General features: G+C 66.8%; 14 protein-coding genes and 1 pseudogene. 12 read left to right on the forward strand and 3 right to left on the reverse strand.

Annotated elements, in window-relative coordinates; all coding sequences use genetic code 11:
- The 3 genes and pseudogenes from H7290_RS19330 to H7290_RS19340 form a co-directional block, all read left to right on the forward strand.
- Positions 1–844, forward strand: a pseudogene (locus H7290_RS19330) (pyridine nucleotide-disulfide oxidoreductase); the annotation flags it as partial.
- Between the two features lie 45 nt (positions 845–889).
- The gene (locus H7290_RS19335) at positions 890–3,373 is read left to right on the forward strand and encodes a hypothetical protein (protein ID WP_290515651.1); all 2,484 of its coding nucleotides are present in this window, start codon (positions 890–892) and stop codon (positions 3,371–3,373) included.
- A gap of 108 nt (positions 3,374–3,481) precedes the next feature.
- Positions 3,482–4,309: a DNA-formamidopyrimidine glycosylase family protein gene (locus tag H7290_RS19340; protein WP_290515652.1), complete on the forward strand. Its 828-nt coding sequence runs from the start codon at positions 3,482–3,484 to the stop codon at positions 4,307–4,309.
- Positions 4,310–4,460: 151 nt separating this feature from the next.
- Here H7290_RS19340 and H7290_RS19345 read toward each other — a convergent pair whose 3' ends face one another.
- The 3 genes from H7290_RS19345 to H7290_RS19355 all read right to left on the reverse strand — a co-directional run bounded on the left by H7290_RS19345 (position 4,461) and on the right by H7290_RS19355 (position 7,276).
- Positions 4,461–5,909, reverse strand: a complete 1,449-nt coding sequence (locus tag H7290_RS19345; RefSeq protein WP_290515653.1) for an HNH endonuclease signature motif containing protein — start codon at positions 5,907–5,909, stop codon at positions 4,461–4,463.
- 330 nt (positions 5,910–6,239) lie between these two features.
- Positions 6,240–6,410: a hypothetical protein gene (locus H7290_RS19350; RefSeq protein WP_290515654.1), complete on the reverse strand. Its 171-nt coding sequence runs from the start codon at positions 6,408–6,410 to the stop codon at positions 6,240–6,242.
- Positions 6,407–7,276, reverse strand: a complete 870-nt coding sequence (locus H7290_RS19355) for an HAD-IIB family hydrolase (RefSeq protein WP_290515655.1) — start codon at positions 7,274–7,276, stop codon at positions 6,407–6,409. The genes H7290_RS19350 and H7290_RS19355 overlap by 4 nt, the downstream gene beginning before the upstream one ends.
- Before the next feature lie 103 nt (positions 7,277–7,379).
- Here H7290_RS19355 and H7290_RS19360 point away from each other — a divergent pair, with 103 nt between their 5' ends.
- The 9 genes from H7290_RS19360 to H7290_RS19400 all read left to right on the forward strand — a co-directional run bounded on the left by H7290_RS19360 (position 7,380) and on the right by H7290_RS19400 (position 15,854).
- Complete coding sequence (locus H7290_RS19360) at positions 7,380–8,126, forward strand: GntR family transcriptional regulator (protein WP_290515656.1); 747 nt, start codon at positions 7,380–7,382, stop codon at positions 8,124–8,126.
- Positions 8,127–8,199: 73 nt separating this feature from the next.
- A complete protein-coding gene (locus H7290_RS19365) occupies positions 8,200–9,297 on the forward strand; it encodes a substrate-binding domain-containing protein (RefSeq protein ID WP_290515657.1) in 1,098 nt (365 codons plus the stop codon).
- A gap of 42 nt (positions 9,298–9,339) precedes the next feature.
- On the forward strand, positions 9,340–10,911 hold the full coding sequence (locus H7290_RS19370; RefSeq protein ID WP_290515658.1) for a sugar ABC transporter ATP-binding protein: 1,572 nt from the start codon (positions 9,340–9,342) through the stop codon (positions 10,909–10,911).
- Positions 10,908–11,891 carry an ABC transporter permease gene (locus H7290_RS19375; RefSeq protein WP_290515659.1) on the forward strand — a complete coding sequence of 328 codons (984 nt, stop codon included), beginning with the start codon at positions 10,908–10,910 and terminating at the stop codon, positions 11,889–11,891. The genes H7290_RS19370 and H7290_RS19375 overlap by 4 nt, the downstream gene beginning before the upstream one ends.
- 1 nt (position 11,892) lies before the next feature.
- On the forward strand, positions 11,893–13,026 hold the full coding sequence (locus H7290_RS19380) for a hypothetical protein (RefSeq protein ID WP_290515660.1): 1,134 nt from the start codon (positions 11,893–11,895) through the stop codon (positions 13,024–13,026).
- Positions 13,023–13,955 (forward strand): PfkB family carbohydrate kinase, encoded by a 933-nt coding sequence (locus tag H7290_RS19385; RefSeq protein WP_290515661.1) that lies wholly within the window; start codon positions 13,023–13,025, stop codon positions 13,953–13,955. Before H7290_RS19380 ends, H7290_RS19385 begins: the two co-directional genes overlap by 4 nt.
- Positions 13,952–14,797 carry a BtpA/SgcQ family protein gene (locus H7290_RS19390; RefSeq protein WP_290515662.1) on the forward strand — a complete coding sequence of 282 codons (846 nt, stop codon included), beginning with the start codon at positions 13,952–13,954 and terminating at the stop codon, positions 14,795–14,797. The genes H7290_RS19385 and H7290_RS19390 overlap by 4 nt, the downstream gene beginning before the upstream one ends.
- 5 nt (positions 14,798–14,802) lie before the next feature.
- Positions 14,803–15,456, forward strand: a complete 654-nt coding sequence (locus H7290_RS19395) for a transaldolase family protein (RefSeq protein WP_290515663.1) — start codon at positions 14,803–14,805, stop codon at positions 15,454–15,456.
- Positions 15,457–15,713: 257 nt separating this feature from the next.
- Positions 15,714–15,854, forward strand: coding sequence for a hypothetical protein (locus H7290_RS19400; RefSeq protein WP_290515664.1), 141 nt, complete (start codon positions 15,714–15,716; stop codon positions 15,852–15,854).
- Positions 15,855–16,156 lie beyond the last annotated feature (302 nt).

Here is a 16,156-nt window from a genome sequence, read left to right on the forward strand (position 1 = left end):
CGACGACCCGAGCCAGTACGTCGTCGTGGGATCGGGCAAGACCGCCACCGACGCCTGCATCTGGTTGCTCGGCCGCGGGGTGGACCCCGACGCGATCGGCTGGGTGAGACCCCGTGACCCGTGGATGCTCAACCGGGCGGTGGTGCAGCCCGACCCCGCCGTGTATCTCAAGATGGTTGCCGACATCATGTCGGCCGCCGCGTCGGGGTCGTCGCTGGACGACGTGTTCCTGCGCCTGGAGGAGGCCGGCATCATGCTGCGCCTCGACCGCTCGATCACGCCGACCATGGCGAAGGCGCCGACCCTGGGCACCTGGGAGCTCGAGCAGCTCCGCTCGATCACGAACGTGGTGAGGCTCGGGCACATCCGCTCCGTCTCGGCCGCTCGGATCGATCTCGCCGACGGCGAGGTCGCCATCGCGCCCGACGCCATCGTCGTCAACTGCGCGGCCGACGGCCTCAAGAACCCTCCCCGGATGCCGATCTGGCGCTCGGACGCGATCACCCTGCAGCCCGTGCGGGCCGGCTTCCCGTGCTTCGGCGCCGCGTTGATCGGCTATGTCGAGGCGACGCGCGACAACGACCGCGAGAAGAACCGGCTGTGCGCGCCGTCGTCGTACGGCAACTCGCTGGGCGACTGGGCGCGGATGAACGTGCTGGGCCTGCGCAACTCCGCTGCCTTCGGCGCCGAGCCCGACATCAAGGCCTGGGCCGACGGGGTGGCGCTCAACCCCGCCCGTGTCCCACCCGGCCACCAGCGCTCGGCCGCCTTCGACGACGCCGGCGCCCGGCTGGCCGTGAACGTCGGACCGGGCCTGGCGCGGCTGGCAGAGCTGGGAGCGTGATCATCGGCAACCGATCCCGTTAGTGGGGTGTCGGCTGGGGCGATAGTGACGCGCCACCGCGATCCTGACGTTCCCTTTGCGCTCGCGCGTCGTTGGGACGGCATGCACTTCCCCCACCCCCGCGTTTTCCTGGCTCTGGTCGCCATGGCGAGCCTTGCGATCCTGAGCACCAGCCCGCCGGCCACGAGCAGCCCCTCGGCGTCGTACGTCGGTCCGCACTTCGGCGACGGCAGCCTGCCCGCCGGCTGCATCGCCGACCGCGACCCGCTCAATCCCGACAACCTCTGCTATCACATGTTGGTCGGGCTCAACGCCCTCGATACACCTCGCGTCGACGTCGACATCCTGGTGCCGGTCTCGCCGGCGGCGGAGCGCGACATGCGGATGGCCGAGCAGGCGGTACAGATGTGGGACGACGGGCTGCACTACCTCGCCGGCGAGATGGACCTGCAGTGGCTGCGCAAGGGCTTCGACATGCACATCCGCACACACGAGGTGGTGATCGACCCCGACGGCACGCTCGCCGAGCCGCTGAACCTCGTGGACCCCGAGATCGTGGTCATCGCCAGCAACCCGGTCGGGGGCATCGGGATCGGCGTCGACCCGTCCAACCTCGCCTCCCAGCTCGGCGTCACCGACGGGGAGGGCCTGCCGTGCACGAGCGTCCCCGACCCGTTCAGCATGGCGGCCTGGCAGGCCAAGCCGGGCTGGGAGCAGCACGGACGCGAGAAGGGCGGTGTCTACGTCGAGGACTGTGGCGGCGTCGGCGGCAACGTCTGCTTCGCGGTCAACGGTGCGATCGACCCGGTGCCGGGAGCCTCGGACTTCTTCGGGATCTTCGACCTGATCAGCCACGAGTTCGGGCACTGCCTGACCCTCGGCCACGTCGGTGACGGCGCCGACGGCCCGTGGGGTCCGACCCCGACCAACGACATCATGGCCTACAGCACCGATCCGCCTGGGCTCACCAAGTGCGTCTCGACGCTCGATGTCGAAGGCTTCGCCCTCCGGATGAGCGGCTACCTCGACGTCACCGGTGACGGCAAGGTCAACGGGGCCGACCAGTTGGTGCCCAACGACGTCGTGGGTGACGGCGCCAACTCGTTCCAGGTGCAGCACCCGGACGACCACCTCTACGCCTCGTCCACGGGCTCGCCGACCGACTGCCCGCAGCCGAACTACAGCATCCTCCCGGGCTCCTACGGTGACTTCATGCCGCACGAGGTCGAGACGACCAAGCCGCGACTCGCCATCGGCACGCTGACCGAACAAGGAGGCCGGCTCCGTGTCGTGGGTACGGCGCGCAACGTGCCCAAGGTGCCCGTGACGCACGCCCACGCGCGGTCGGCCACCGACGCGACGTCGGACTCGATCACGCCGATCACCGACATCACCGGGGTGAAGGTGCGCACGACCCGCACCGCCGTCGACGCGACGATGTCGGTCTCCCAGCTGTGGCCGGTCGCGAAGGCCGGCTCGGTCACGGCGTACAGCCTGCTGATCAGTGGCCGCCGCTTCGACTCCTTCATCGGCACCGGCAACACCAGCGGGAAGCCGATGACCATGGACAACGGCACCGGCTACTACCTGCCGTCCGGCACGGCGAAGTGGGACTATGACACGAACGAGGTCACCTTCCACATCCGCCGCGACTACCTGGCCGACCAGCACATCTTCGCGCCGTACACGATCTTCGGTGAGACCGGTCTGCACGCGCGCAGCAACGACTGGCTCGCCACGACGGACTCCGCTCCCGACGCGAAGGGCCTCGCCTTGGCGGCACCACGCATGGCGCGCGAGTCACGCGACGCTCCGGTTGCCCGCCGGGTCACCAGCAGGACCGTCTCGCTCGACAACGGCAGCGGCAACCTCTTCGTCCCGACCGACAGCACCCTCGGCGTGGGGCTGGTCAGCACCGTGGACAGCCGGGACTACCTGTCCCTGCCGATCAAGCGGCAGTCGACGGTCACCGCGACGCTCACCTGGGACAACCCGAGCTCTGCTCTCGCGCTGTTGGTCAACGGCGGCTCCGGGCAGCACGCCGTGACCAAGAGCGGGAAGGTCACCGTGACCGTTCCGTGGGCGCGTCGCGACCTGAGCCTCACCATCGACCCGCAGGAGATCACCGGCCCGGTCACCTACACGCTCACGGCCACGGTGAAGACCGTCGTTGCCGACAAGGACCATGACGGCGTCCCGAACATCGCCGACGCCTGTGTCACCAAGGCCGGCCCGAGCGCCGGCGGCGGCTGCCCCGACACCGATGCTGACGGCACCTTCGACACGTTCGACCGGTGCCCACGCGCGGCCAGCATCTCGCCGGACGGCTGCCCGACCAAGGACGACGAGCGCGTGGTCCTCTACGTCGACGGCACCCGCGTCGCCGCCACGACGGTCATGACCCGGCACGGGAGCGACCGCTACATCCTGAGCACACCCGCCGGACTCGGTCGAGGAGCGCACCGGGTCACGGTTGCGTGGCTACGCGACGGCAGGGTGATTGCGCGCGAGACGCGCCGGATGGGCTGACACCGAGGCCGCGTCTCCACGGTCGGTGCCGGCCGGACTGCCGACTCGGCCAGCACTTTGGAGACGCGGCGCTGCGGGCGATGACGGCCCGTTGGGCATGATGGAGGGGTGCCGGAGGGGGACAGCGTCTACAAGCTCGCCCGGCGCCTCGACCGTTCGCTCCTGGACCGCACGATCGTCGGATCCGACCTGCGCGTGCCCCGACTCGCGACGCGCGACCTGACCGGGCGCACCATCCTCGAGCACGCCACCCACGGCAAGCACCTGCTCACCCGCTTCTCCGGCGGCGCGACCCTGCACAGCCACCTGCGCATGGACGGCGAGTGGTCGGTCACCGGGCCCGGCAAGCAGCTCCCCCGCCGCCTGATGCACGACGTACGACTGGTGCTGGGCCTCGACGACGGCGCCACGGCCTGGGGCCTGCGACTGCACGACCTGGCGCTGGTGGCGACCGCCGAGGAGGCGTCGCTCATCGGCCACCTCGGCCCCGACCCGCTGCGTGACGACTGGGACCACGACGAGGCCGTCCGGCGGCTGCGCAGCCGGCCCGAGCTCGCGCTGGTCTCTGCCCTGCTCGACCAGACGCTCATGGCCGGCCTCGGCAACCTGTGGGCCAACGAGCTGGCCTTCCTCACCGGGGTCAGCCCGTGGACGCCGATCGGGAGCGTCGACGTCGACCGGCTCGTCACCCGTGCCGGCACCGCACTGCGCCACTCGGCGACGGTGCCCGGCGCCTACCAGGTGACGACCGGGCTGTCGCGGCGCGGCGAGTCCCACTGGGTGGCCGGGCGGCAACGACGGCCATGCCTGCGCTGCGGCACGGTGGTGCTGATGGTCGCCGAGCTGCCAAACGACCCGGCCAACCGGCGCACGTGGTGGTGCCCGCACTGCCAGCCCGGTCCCGGGCCAGAGTCGCGCACCACCCCGCTCCGCTGAACCAGATAGCACCGAACTCGGAAGCCGCCGGTTGCGAGCCCGTCGTCAACCTGTCCGACCTGCGATCCCGACAGCGGCCGGCACCGATCATCGTGGCGTCCTGAACGTCCGATCACAGGTCGGGCTCACTGGTCGGGCTCACCGATCAACTTCACTCTTGTCGCGGTCGATGTCGTGTCCAGATCTGGGGTACTGGGTCGTGGCGTCGTCGTGGTGGTGGGAGGAACTCGGGTCGGTTGTCGGCTGCGAGGCGTACTTGCCAGGTGGTGTCGTGGATGGTGCGGTGGTGGGCGCCGCAGAGCATCACGAGGTTGGGCAGGCTGGTCGGGCCGCCGTCGGCCCAGTGGCGGATGTGGTGGCCGTGGCACATGACTGGTGGCCGGGTGCAGCCCGGGAAGGCGCAGTGGTGGTCGCGGGCGATGAGCGCGACCCACAGGGCAGTGGTCACCAGTCGGTGTCGTCGGCCGACGTCGAGGACCTCACTGTCGGCGCCCAGGCAGATCGGGAGGATGTCGGCGTCGCAGGCCAGGCGGCGGGCCGCGGCGTGGGACAGGCGGAGCCCGTCCTCGGTCACCGCTGCTCCCCCGGTGGCCCCGGTGTGGCCGGTGGCCCCGGTGTGGCCGGTGGCCTCTGCGCTCCGGGCGCCGCCGGCGCTGTCCGTGTCGTCGCTGTCATCTGTGTCGTCAGTGGTCCCGGTGGCCTCTGCGTGATCTGCATGGACTGTGTGGTGGCGTAGGGCGTCGAGGTCGATCAGGACACTGACACGGGGGCGGGCGCCGTGGCTCTCAGGAGCCAGGTTGGTGTCGAGGGAGTGCTGGGCCAGTCCGACCAGGCCATCCCACAGCCGGGCACCGTGATCACGCGGGTCCCCCTGCAGTCCGGCGTCGGGGTCCTGAGGGTCGACCATGGGCACCGGTTTGGTCAACGGGAGCAGTGCTGCGCGCAGGACCGCACCGTCCTCGACTGCCCCCCGACCGCGGATCCGGATCCCGCCGGCACCGTCCGGGGTGATCGTCAGGTTCCGTCCGAGGTGCGCGGCGCGTTCCTCACGGGCCAGGTCGGCCTCGGCTTGGCGCTCGACACGGTCGGGATCGACATGGGCGAGGATCTGTTGTCCGGCCACGGTGAGTTGAGTGGCGTCGAGGTGGGCGGCCTCGGCGAGCAACCGCGTCTCGGCCTCGTCGCGCAGGGTCGCGTCGGTGGGGAGTTTGTCGATGGCCTCGCAGATCACGCCCGCCTGTACCCCCGAGACCCGGCCGTCGGTCATAGCGGCCAACGTCGCGGGGAGTTCACTGGTCAGGACCTGGGCGTGTGTCACTGCACGGTGTCCGGCACCCCGGGTGAGCCCGGCGAGGTGGGCGTACCAGTCACCGGTCGAGGCCCACGCCAACTTCTTACGTGCCAGGTCACGACCCGCGATCTCGCCCAACATCTGCGCCCGCAGCGCTGCGAGGTGCGCCTCGTGCTCCACGAGCGCGCCGAGACCCTCGACCAGCTCGTCGTCCGACACCGCGGCCCACAACCGATTATTCAGCGGCGCCAGCTGAGCGTCGGCGCACGCGACAACCTCTGCTGGGGTGATGCTGGAGGGACAAAGCATCGAAGGAGCCTCAGGGTCGACCTGCGCCCGGGTATCGCTCCACAGGACTTGCGAAGGACCTTGATGCAGCTGCGTCACAGGATGACGGGCCCCGGAAGCACACCCGGAGAACTGCTGCATCGGTTGCGAGTGAACTCGCGTGCTACAACTATTAGAACACATCTTCAACCGTAATCCAACGCTTTCCACAGCACCTTTCGCGGCGGAATGACGCACCTCGATTCAACTCCCAGTCCCAGGACTCGCCATTCGCGTCATTGGACACCCGGTCTGCTGCGGAACTGCGTCCGTTTGGACGAAATCCGGCCGGCGCGGCGGCCATACGGGCGTTTAGTGTGCGAAGCGTTGGTCGAGCCCGTGCGGGACGCGGAGGTCGAGCTCGGTGTTTGAAGCGATGGCCTTGAGCCGGCTGATCGCATTGGCTCCTTCGGCGACGGCGAGATACCCGTGTCCGATGCGTCCTCTGACGTTGCGCAGATGCACCACGACGACAGAAATCACGGGAGTCGCGACTCCGCGGGGAACCCCATGAGTGCGTTCAGGGCGATCGCGACTCCGTCGTCGTCGTTGCTGGCAGTGACGAAATCGGCCGCCTGGAGCACCTCGGGCCGGGCGTTAGCGGTCGCAATGCTGAGCCCCGCGAACTCGAACAATGCCAGATCGTTGGGACCGTCACCGATGACGGCGACCGAGGAGGCATCGACGTGCCCCGACTCGCAAAGGCGACGCAGGGCGGTCGACTTGTCCACCCCCTTCCTGGTGATCTCCACGTACCCAGGGCTCGAGTCGAGGGCCTGGAGCGTCGCCGCCAAGTCCGGCCCGACCACCTCGCTCGCAGTGAGGTGGAGGGGGACCGACATGAGCATCAGTTTGTCTGGGGGATCGTCCACCCCGGTCAGGTCACGCACCACCGGATCGAGTCCGACGGCCTCGGCCTCCCGCCGTACATCGTCGTCGAGCCGGGACACGAACCAGGTGCTGGTCGTGAACCAGCTCACCGTCCAACCTGCGGCTACGGTCTCGCGAACGAATGCGCGAGCTGCGAGCAGCGGCATTGAGTCCCGGTGTTGGATCTGGAGGCCGCCTCCCATCCGTGCGGTTCCGGTTACGGCGCCCTGGGAGGCGGTGAACGCCGTCGGCTCAACGAGTCCCAGCCGGCGCAGGATCGGCTCCAGGGCCAGTGGCGGCCTGGAGCTGGCCAGGACGACTCCGGAGCCCGTTGCCCGAATCCGGGCAGCGGCCTCGTGCGTCGGGCCAGTGATGCGGTGGTCGCTGGTCAGCAGTGTCCCGTCCACGTCGACCGCGACCAGGCGCGGCGAACGTGGGGAGCCACGGCTCGTCATCTCGGCAACAGGTCTGGCGCTCATCGTCGTGCCTCCTCATCGGGTAGCGGACTCGGTTCATCTTGAACTGTGAGATGCGACACACGGAAGCACCCTAAACAGTCAGTGAACCGGTAGACATGTTGTCATGACAACTATTGATCGGCGACTGGTGACGCCGCTCTACGTCCAGCTGGAGAGCGCACTGTTGTCTTACATCGCCCAGCGCGGTCTCAAGTCCGGGGACCGGCTCCCCACGGAGAGCGAGATCGCCGAGAGCTATGGAGTCTCCCGGCAGACGATCCGCCAGGCGCTCACCCGGCTGGTCGCCGACGGGTATGTCGAACGCGTGCAGGGGAGTGGTTCCTTCGTCGCCAAGCCGCGTCCGAGCCACCAGTCGTTGTTGACCTCTTTCACGCAGAACATGCGCAGCCAGGGCTACGATCCGCAACGAAAACTGGTGAGAAGCTGCTTGGTTGAGGCCCCACCCGAACCACGAGTCCTGCCGGGCATGCCAGAGGGCCCGTTCCAGTTCATCTCGAGGTTGCTCCTGGTGGACGGATGTCCGCTGGCGATCGCGGAGACCTGGTTGCCGATCGAGTGCCTGAGCGGCCGGACCGACCTCTTCACCGCCGAGGTGATCGAGGGCTCGTCCCTCTATGAGCTGCTGCAAGGCCCGGACATCGGCCTTCGTCTTGCCCGTGGAGTCGAAACCGTGCGGGGCGCGCACGCCACAAGCGAGCAAGCCCAACAACTGGAGGTAGCGGCCGACAGCGCGACCCTTGTCGTGCGTCGGGTGAGCTACACACCCAGCGAGCGGCCGGTCGAATGGACCGTTATGACGTTCGCGGCTGACCGCTACGAGTACACCGTCGACTTGACCAACCCACGCTGAGCCTGATCCGTCACATCAACCCATACTGCAGCGCGCCCGTCCCGGGGCGCTGCGGCCTTTCCAAGGAGAACCCATGCTCAAAGGATTGACCGCGCTGGCCGCAGCCGCAGTGCTAACGGCCGGCTGCACTGCCTCCTCTGTCGACTCCGCGAACGGGTCCGGCGACGCCGAGGGCGCTGGCAAGGACTACGGCACCCTTCCCTTTACCGACATTCTTTCGATGGATGACGGCGCGGTAGATGTCGGCGGGAAGGAGGAAATCACGATCGGGTTCTCTCAGACGTGCTTCAACCACCCGTGGCGCACGGAGATGGTGGAGAGTGCGAAGGCGGAGGTTGCCCGACACGACGGAGTCAAGCTGATCGTCGCGGACGGCAACTGCGATGTGGCCGATCAGTCGAACGATGTGGCCGACCTGATATCCAGCGGCGCAGACGCCATCATTTTGAGTCCTGTGGAGTCGGCCGGTCTGGCACCGGCAGCCGATCGAGTCATGGCCGCGAACATCCCCTTGATCGTGCTGGACCGAGACGTGCCCACTGAAAAGACCCTCTTCATCGGTCAGTCGAACGAGGAGATGGCCTACGAGACCGCGAAGCAAATGATCGAGGACATGGATGGGCAAGGGAGGATCCTAGAGATCACCGGCCTGTCGGGCTCGTCTCCGGCGACCGATCGGAGTGCGGGACTGCGCCGGGCGCTGAAGGAGGCGCCGGGCATCGAGATCCTCGCGGTCGGAGATGGCGAGTGGGTGCGGGAGCCTGCCGTGACCCTCATGGACGACTGGCTCACGAAGTACGACGACATCGACGCGATCTTCTCGCACGCCGAAGAGTCTTCATGGGGAGCGCAGCAGGCAATCGCCAACGCCGGACGCTGTGACGAGAACATTCTTCACTACACCCACGACGGATCCGCTCCGGCTTTCGAGTGGGTCAAGGACGGAAGTTTCCAGGCGGACGGGAACTACTCGCCCTACATCGGCGACATCGGCGTGCGCGCAGCACTGATGGCGCTTCAGGGCGAGTCCATCCCCGGGGCTGAGTCCTACGTGGAGCCCGGTCAGATGCTGCAGCTGCCTAGCTTGCCGACGGTCGTGCCCGAGAACGCAGAGGAGTGGATTCCCAAGGGCTGGGGCGGGTTCGAGAAGCCGGTCAACCCCTGCGCCTGATCTGTCCTAACCAACCGCCGACCACCGACGCCAGAGGAACCCATGAAGGAGAACGACGCTCAGAGCCCACTGGTGCAGTTAACCGGCATCGAGAAGCGGTACCCAGGCGTTCGTGCACTCGATGGTGTCGACTTCGACGTCCTCCCCGGCGAAATCCACGCGCTCGCCGGGGAGAACGGCGCTGGCAAGTCCACGCTGATGAAGATTTTGGGCGGCGTCATTCACCCGACCGCGGGGGAGATCGCGATACGGGGTCAGCGGGTAAGGATGGCAGGTCCCCGCGATGCGCTCGCTCACGGAATCAGCCTGGTTCACCAGGAACTGGTGGCGGCCCCCATGCTGAGCGTCACGGAGAACATCCTGCTGGGCCGGCTCCCGCAACGCTACGGCCGAGTCGACTGGAGCACTGCCCACCGACGGTCTCGGGAGGTGCTTGACCGGCTGGGGGTTGAAATCAGTGAGAAGTCCCCCATGAACAGGTTGGGTCTGGGCCAGCAACAGCTCGTGGAAATCGCCCGCGCACTCACCCGGGACACCTCAGTGCTGGTCCTCGACGAGGCGTCGGCGAACCTGGGCCAAGCCGAGCTCCAGACCCTGTACGACGTCGTCAGGTCGCTGCGCGCCGACGGCGTCGGCATTGTTTACATCTCACACCGGCTCGGTGAGGTCCTCGACCTCAGTGACCGCGTAACGGTGCTCAAGGATGGCCAGCTTCAAAAAACCGTCCAGACTCGGAGCATTGATCAGGAGCAGCTGGTCACCCTGATGACCGGCCGGGAACTGGCCGTCCCGAAGAAGTCGTCGCCGTCGGCAGATGCAGCCACCCTGCTCGAGGTTCGGAACCTTAGCTTGCGCGGTGGCAAGGGCCCGATAAGCCTCAGCGTGAAGGCAGGCGAGATCGTCGGACTCGCCGGGCTCGTCGGATCCGGTCGAACCGAACTGGCGCGAGCCATTATCGGTGCCGACCCGTCGCAGGGCTGCGTCTTGGTACACGGCGAGCTGTTTCGACGACGATCTCCTCGCCGCGCGAAGCGCAGAGGAATCGCCTACCTGCCGGAGGACCGCAAGGACCAAGGCTTGCTCCTCAACAGATCGATCCGAGAGAACATCGGACTGGCTAGCCTGAAGATGCGCTCGCGACTCGGCGTGATCCGGTCCGGCTGGGACTCGCGGAACTCGGAGCATCATGCCGCCGCGGTGAGCTTGAGCGCGCCCAACCTTTCGGTCCAGGCCGGAACACTGTCCGGGGGAAACCAGCAGAAGGTGATGATCGCTCGGTGGCTTGCCGCCGACCCTTCCGTGCTCATCCTCGATGAGCCCACCCGCGGGATCGATGTCGGCAGCAAGGCCGAGATCTATCGGCTGATCCACCAGCTCGCAGAAAGCGGTCGGGCGATCCTGATGATCTCCAGTGAGATCGAAGAGATCTTGTCCTTGTCGAACCGGGTGGTCGTGATGCGCGATCGCACCATCGCCGCCGAATTCGTGGGGTCCGACATCACCGAACAAGCAGTGACGCGGGCCGCCATCGTCGACACCAACCGTCCAGTCGGAGCCTCACAGGGAGCTCCCGCAGCCAGCACACACAAACGTACGTCGGAGGAGCACCGGTGAGCACGACCATCAACGTCGCGAAGAATTCGCAGGCGGCCATCGCTCGCCTTGAGAGGCTTGGAGCGATCGTGCGAAAGTACGGACCCGCGATCGCGTTGGCGCTCATGATCGTCGTCGCCACCCTTAGTTCTGATCGATTCCTGCAGGTTCAGAACCTGCTCAACGTCCTGCGCCAGATCTCGATCGTCGGAGTGCTGGGTCTGGGCATGACGTTCGTCATCATCACGGCCGGGATCGACCTGTCAGTAGGTGCGATCCTGAGCGTCGTCGTGGTGTACGGCGCCGACGCCGTCCAAACACAAGGGGTCTTCATAGGGATCGTGGTGGCGCTAGGCATGGGGGCGTTGCTCGGGCTGATCAACGGCATCGGCATCACCCTCGGCAAGGTGCAGCCATTCATCATGACCCTTGGCATGTTGGCCATGGCCAAAGGCATCGCGCTCCTGTACACCCAGGGAACGCCGATCGTGATCACCAACCAGACGTTCCTCGCCCTCGGCAACGGGCGCGTCCTCGGCATCCCGAATCCGATCCTTGTTTTCTTGTCCCTGGTCGTCGTCACCTGGTTCGTGCTCCGGCACACGGTCTTCGGCCGCTCCGTCTACGCCGTGGGAGCCAACGAAGAGGCCGCTCGCCTCTCAGGAATCTCTGTCGGCCGGGTGAAGACGACCGTCTATGTGATCTCAGGGTTGATGGCAGGAGTGGCCGGCGTGCTCTACGCCAGTCAGTTGGGAGTCGGATCCCCGGTTTCCGGCGACGGGTACGAGCTTGCCGCCATCGCAGCAACTGTGGTGGGCGGCACCAGCCTGTTCGGTGGTGCTGGCGGCGTTGGCGGCACGTTCATCGGGGCAGCCTTGTTGGGGGTGCTCTCCAACTTCCTCAACCTCACCGGGGTGAGCCCGTATGCGCAGAACCTCTTCCGGGGCGCTCTGATCATCGCTGCGGCTCTGCTCCAGCGCAAGAGTGCACGGGGGCTCTGAGATGCGCGCCGATCACCCGGCAGTGGCAGCGGCTGCGGCCCGCGCCTGTGATGAGCTCATCACCTTCGACAGCACCCTAGAGCTGTTGGCGACCGTGGCGAATACACCCGCACCGTCGGGGGCCTCGTCGATCACCAGGGGTGCACGCGTGCGGGCGTGGTTCGTAGACCAGGACATGTCAAAGCAGGGCACTGAGCTGCATCTGGATTATCAGCGGACCGGCTGTGACCTGTTGACGTCCGGCACGGGTGGGCTTCGCATGTTGGCCCATCTCGACGAAGTCTCATATCTCGTTGACGACAGCTGGATCGTCCCCGGGCTCTGGCCGATCTCGCCGTACTGCTACCACCTGGCGGAAGGTCCGGCTCCCGCCCGCGTGGTCCGCTTCCATCCCGACGGCACGTGGACGGCCGCAGATCGAGGCGAGGTCATCGAAGAAGGAGGAAAGCACTTCTTCCGCTGCGCGGCGAACGTCGATCTCGGTCCCGGAGATCGGATCTGCCTCGCCAGCGAACTCGCCTGCGACCGGAGCACCGGCCTGGTCACGGGATCGCTCGACAACGCAGCGGGGGTGACTGCGGCACTGCTCGCTGCTTCCGTGTTGGCAGAGGTCGGCGTGCCTTTCACACTGATCCTCACCGACGAGGAGGAAGGTCCCAGTGGTGCCTCGAGCCAAACGATCTCGCGCGGAGCGGCCCGGTATTTTCACAGAAGCCAGCTCCAGGACGCTCCGCTGACCGTGGCGATCGACATCCACGGGGTTCCGGCACGTGACGAAGAGGACGTGCGGGGCCACGCCGTGCCGTGGGGCGCATCGCTGGCCGAATTCAGCAGCCATGGACGGGGCTCGGTCGCGCCGCCACAGCTCTACGCGGCCGCGAGGGACTTCCTGTGCAAGGGCAACTCGATCGTCGACGGCGTCAGGCCCAACTCGGGCGGCTACGTCCCCCGATCGGACGACGTCGTAGCTATGACCCACACCAACCGGGTCCTGGTCCTCGGGTATCCCGGTGCCAACCGACACTTCGACCGCGGCCTTCCGTCCGCGAACCTCCACGACCTGATGCAGCTCGCCCGCGCCCTGGTTGCCCTCGCAGTGGGGGTCTCCACCGAGCAATTGGCAGTGGACTGGTGACCGCCGTCGGTGAGCAGCTCGTGATGCTGGGCGAGCTCACACTTGACGACGTGATCGTCGAGAACGAGGGCGCCGACTGGAAGCAAGCTGGAGGAGGCGGGCTGTACAGCGCGGTCGGCGCCCGGGTCTGGTGCGAGGAAGTCGCAGTCAACTGTGTCGTAGGCCATGACTACCCAGCCGGCCTGCTCGACCAGCTGAACCAGGCTGGGATCAGCACCGAGCGCGTGGCCCGCTCGGCGACGATCGCGAGCATAGGACTCTGGCTGTTGTACGAGACCGACGGAGCCCGCCGACAGATCGAGAAGCGCCGCGGAGGAAGCTTCGCCGAGGTCGATGCCCACCGCGCCTCACCCTTTCCCACTGACTTTCAACCAGCTGGCGTCCATATCGCACCTCAGTCGAGCAACGGACAGGTCCAGGCGCTGCGGCAGCTGGATGGGCGCGATCTGATCATTACCCTTGACGTGCTGATCGAGCCCATGATCGACCGGACTCCCTATCTATCCGGTGAGCTCTTCGGTCAGGTGGATGCCTTCTTGCCGAGCGAGCAAGAGGTCATGGACTTGTGGGGACACACGGACATTCGCTGCCTCTCGCGGTGGCTGATCGAACGGGGCAGCCGCGCCGCGGTCGTTATCAAGCGCGGTCCCCTGGGTGTCGACGTGCTGGTCGACCAATCCGTTATCCGTGTTCCCTCGGTGGTCCACGACCTTGTGGACCCGACCGGCGCCGGTGACGCCTTCTGCGGCGGGTTCCTGGCCGGACTGGTGGCCACCGGCGACCCCGTGGAGGCCGCCGTGCGAGGCGTGGTCTCCTCCTCGTTCGTGTGTGAGGCCCGCGGGGCGCTTGCCGCGGCCGCTCACATCGATCCGCAACTCGTCGAGCATCGATCCAACGTCGCTCGACAACTTCTCAGAGAGGTCACATGACACACGCGAAGGGACAGGTCGTTCCGCCATCCGACGCTTTCCGCTCTGTCTTTCCCGGACTCAAGCCCCTGATCGGCACCATTCACCTCGAGCCGCTCCCGGGCGCGCCCCAGTACCGGGGAGCCGCTATGCGCGACATCATCGATCGGGCCGTGACCGACGCGCTCCGGTACGTCGAAGGCGGCATCGACGGTCTGATCGTCGAGAACGAGGGTGACATCCCGTTCTTGAAGCCGGACCTGGTGGGCCCTGAGACGGTCGCCGCGCTGGCGGTGGCGACCAGCGCCGTGATCGCCGCTGTCAATGTTCCGGTCGGTGTGTTCTGCCTGGCCAACGCGACGCTCCAGAGCCTGGCCGTTGCCAAGGCGACCGGGGCCAGGTTCATCCGAGCGAACCAGTGGGCGAACGCCTACGTGGCGAACGAGGGAATCATCGAAGGGGCCGCGGCCGTGACGCTGCGCTATCGCGCGGCCATCCAGGCCGAAAACGTGAAGGTCCTGGCCGACGTCCACGTCAAGCACGGAAGCCATGCCATCGTCGCAGACCGCACGATCGCTGAACTGACCCATGACACCGAGGCGTTCGGAGCAGACGCTCTGATTGCAACAGGGCAGCGCACTGGCGACCCCACCACCGCACAAGAGGTGCTGGACATCTCCTCCGTGGCCTCGAGACCGGTCCTAGTCGGGAGTGGCCTGAACTCCGACAACGCCCAAGAGTTGATGCAGATCGCCGACGGCGCGATCGTAGGCAGCGCCATGAAGGAAGAGGGTGTCTGGTGGAACCCGGTCAGTGTCGAGCGCACCCGATGCATCGTGGCCGAAGTCGACAAGGTGAGGTGATCGAGATGGATCTCCTGTTCCTCGATTCAGCGATGCCAGCGGATATCCAACTCGCCGCGAGCTCAGGTCTCGTCAGCGGCGTGACGACCAACCCCTCGATCCTGCGCCAGGCAGCGCCGACCACGACGCCGATCGTGCACCTGCTGTCGCTCTTCGAGCTGTTCCCCGACGGGCCGATCTTCTATCAGATCCACGCGCGCGACGCCGCGTCTGCCCGGACGCAGGTGGACGAGCTCGTCACACAGCTCGGTGATGACGCCCCGAGGGTCATCTTCAAGCTGCCCGCTCAATTCGAGTGGTTCTCGTTCGGCGCACGATTGGTCCGACAGGGGCATCATGTCGCCTTCACGGCGGTCTACCACCCAGGTCAGATGATCGCTGCCATGCAGGCCGGGGCGCGCTACGTCATCCCCTACGTCGACCGGGCGCGCAGGTTGCGCCCAGACTCCCGTGACGTGGTCGCGCAACTCAGCGCGGTCAGCAGACCAGGCTCCCCGGGCATCCTTGCCGCGAGCATCAAGTCTGCTGAGCAGGCACTGGAGGCTTTCGCTAACGGGGCAGAGGCAATCACCACGACCTGGGAGGTCATCGAAGCCTTGACGACCGACGAGCTCACTGACTCGGCCGTCAATCAGTTCCGGACCGAGGTTCCGTTGTGAACATGACTGCGACCGGCTGCAGCGCCAACCGAGTCGCTGCCACCGTCGAGTTCGTTGACTGACCAGTTCGGCGCTCCGGAGACCTGACCTGCGCGCGCGGGGCTGCTCAGATCTACACGTCGTAGGGAGGTGAAATCGAAGCCGTGAGGACGTCGCGCCACACGCTGCAAGCGCCTTAGGGCACGGGCTTCGTGTTGGTCAGCGGCCAGGTGAACCCCGCGTTCTAGGCCCGCCCCCGACAACACGAACGCTGGCGCGTGGTCAACGCGTGCAACTCGCGCTACTTCGCACTCACCCTCGACGGCCACCCCTTCGGTGCAGACCGTATCGACCAGGACGTCCCAGCCGGCACGATCGAGGACTGGACCATCCGCAATGACAGCGCCATGGCCCACTGACAGCCCACCCCCGTGGCATGCCGACGCGACGGGCATAAACCTTTCCGGGATCCCTTGCGGGATGAGCGCAACGTTCTCATGTCGGGCTCGTCGGGGCGCCGAGGACGCACTGGTGGCGATTCGTTGACTGGCAAGCGTCGAGCTGTCACTCGTTGGTGCACCACACCCTGCGTTGCCCATCAACAGGTGACCCATTCGCGGTGGAAAGACGCAGCAGCGCTGCCGTCCGTCCTGTGCTCGTGCGGTGCGCTTGATGATCCGTGGCCATCATCTGCCTGGCCGCCAATGTGGCCAGCATGACG

This window comes from Aeromicrobium sp. (assembly GCF_014378035.1).
GTDB lineage: Bacteria > Actinomycetota > Actinomycetes > Propionibacteriales > Nocardioidaceae > Aeromicrobium.

Coding starts and splice junctions, on each gene's coding strand:
- H7290_RS19345 (WP_290515653.1), bottom strand. CDS start 5,909: ATGCTTTGTCCCTCCAGCATCACCCCAGCAGAGGTTGTCGCGTGCGCC.
- H7290_RS19370 (WP_290515658.1), top strand. CDS start 9,340: ATGAAGGAGAACGACGCTCAGAGCCCACTGGTGCAGTTAACCGGCATC.
- H7290_RS19390 (WP_290515662.1), top strand. CDS start 13,952: ATGACACACGCGAAGGGACAGGTCGTTCCGCCATCCGACGCTTTCCGC.
- H7290_RS19380 (WP_290515660.1), top strand. CDS start 11,893: ATGCGCGCCGATCACCCGGCAGTGGCAGCGGCTGCGGCCCGCGCCTGT.
- H7290_RS19360 (WP_290515656.1), top strand. CDS start 7,380: ATGACAACTATTGATCGGCGACTGGTGACGCCGCTCTACGTCCAGCTG.
- H7290_RS19395 (WP_290515663.1), top strand. CDS start 14,803: ATGGATCTCCTGTTCCTCGATTCAGCGATGCCAGCGGATATCCAACTC.
- H7290_RS19355 (WP_290515655.1), bottom strand. CDS start 7,276: ATGAGCGCCAGACCTGTTGCCGAGATGACGAGCCGTGGCTCCCCACGT.
- H7290_RS19365 (WP_290515657.1), top strand. CDS start 8,200: ATGCTCAAAGGATTGACCGCGCTGGCCGCAGCCGCAGTGCTAACGGCC.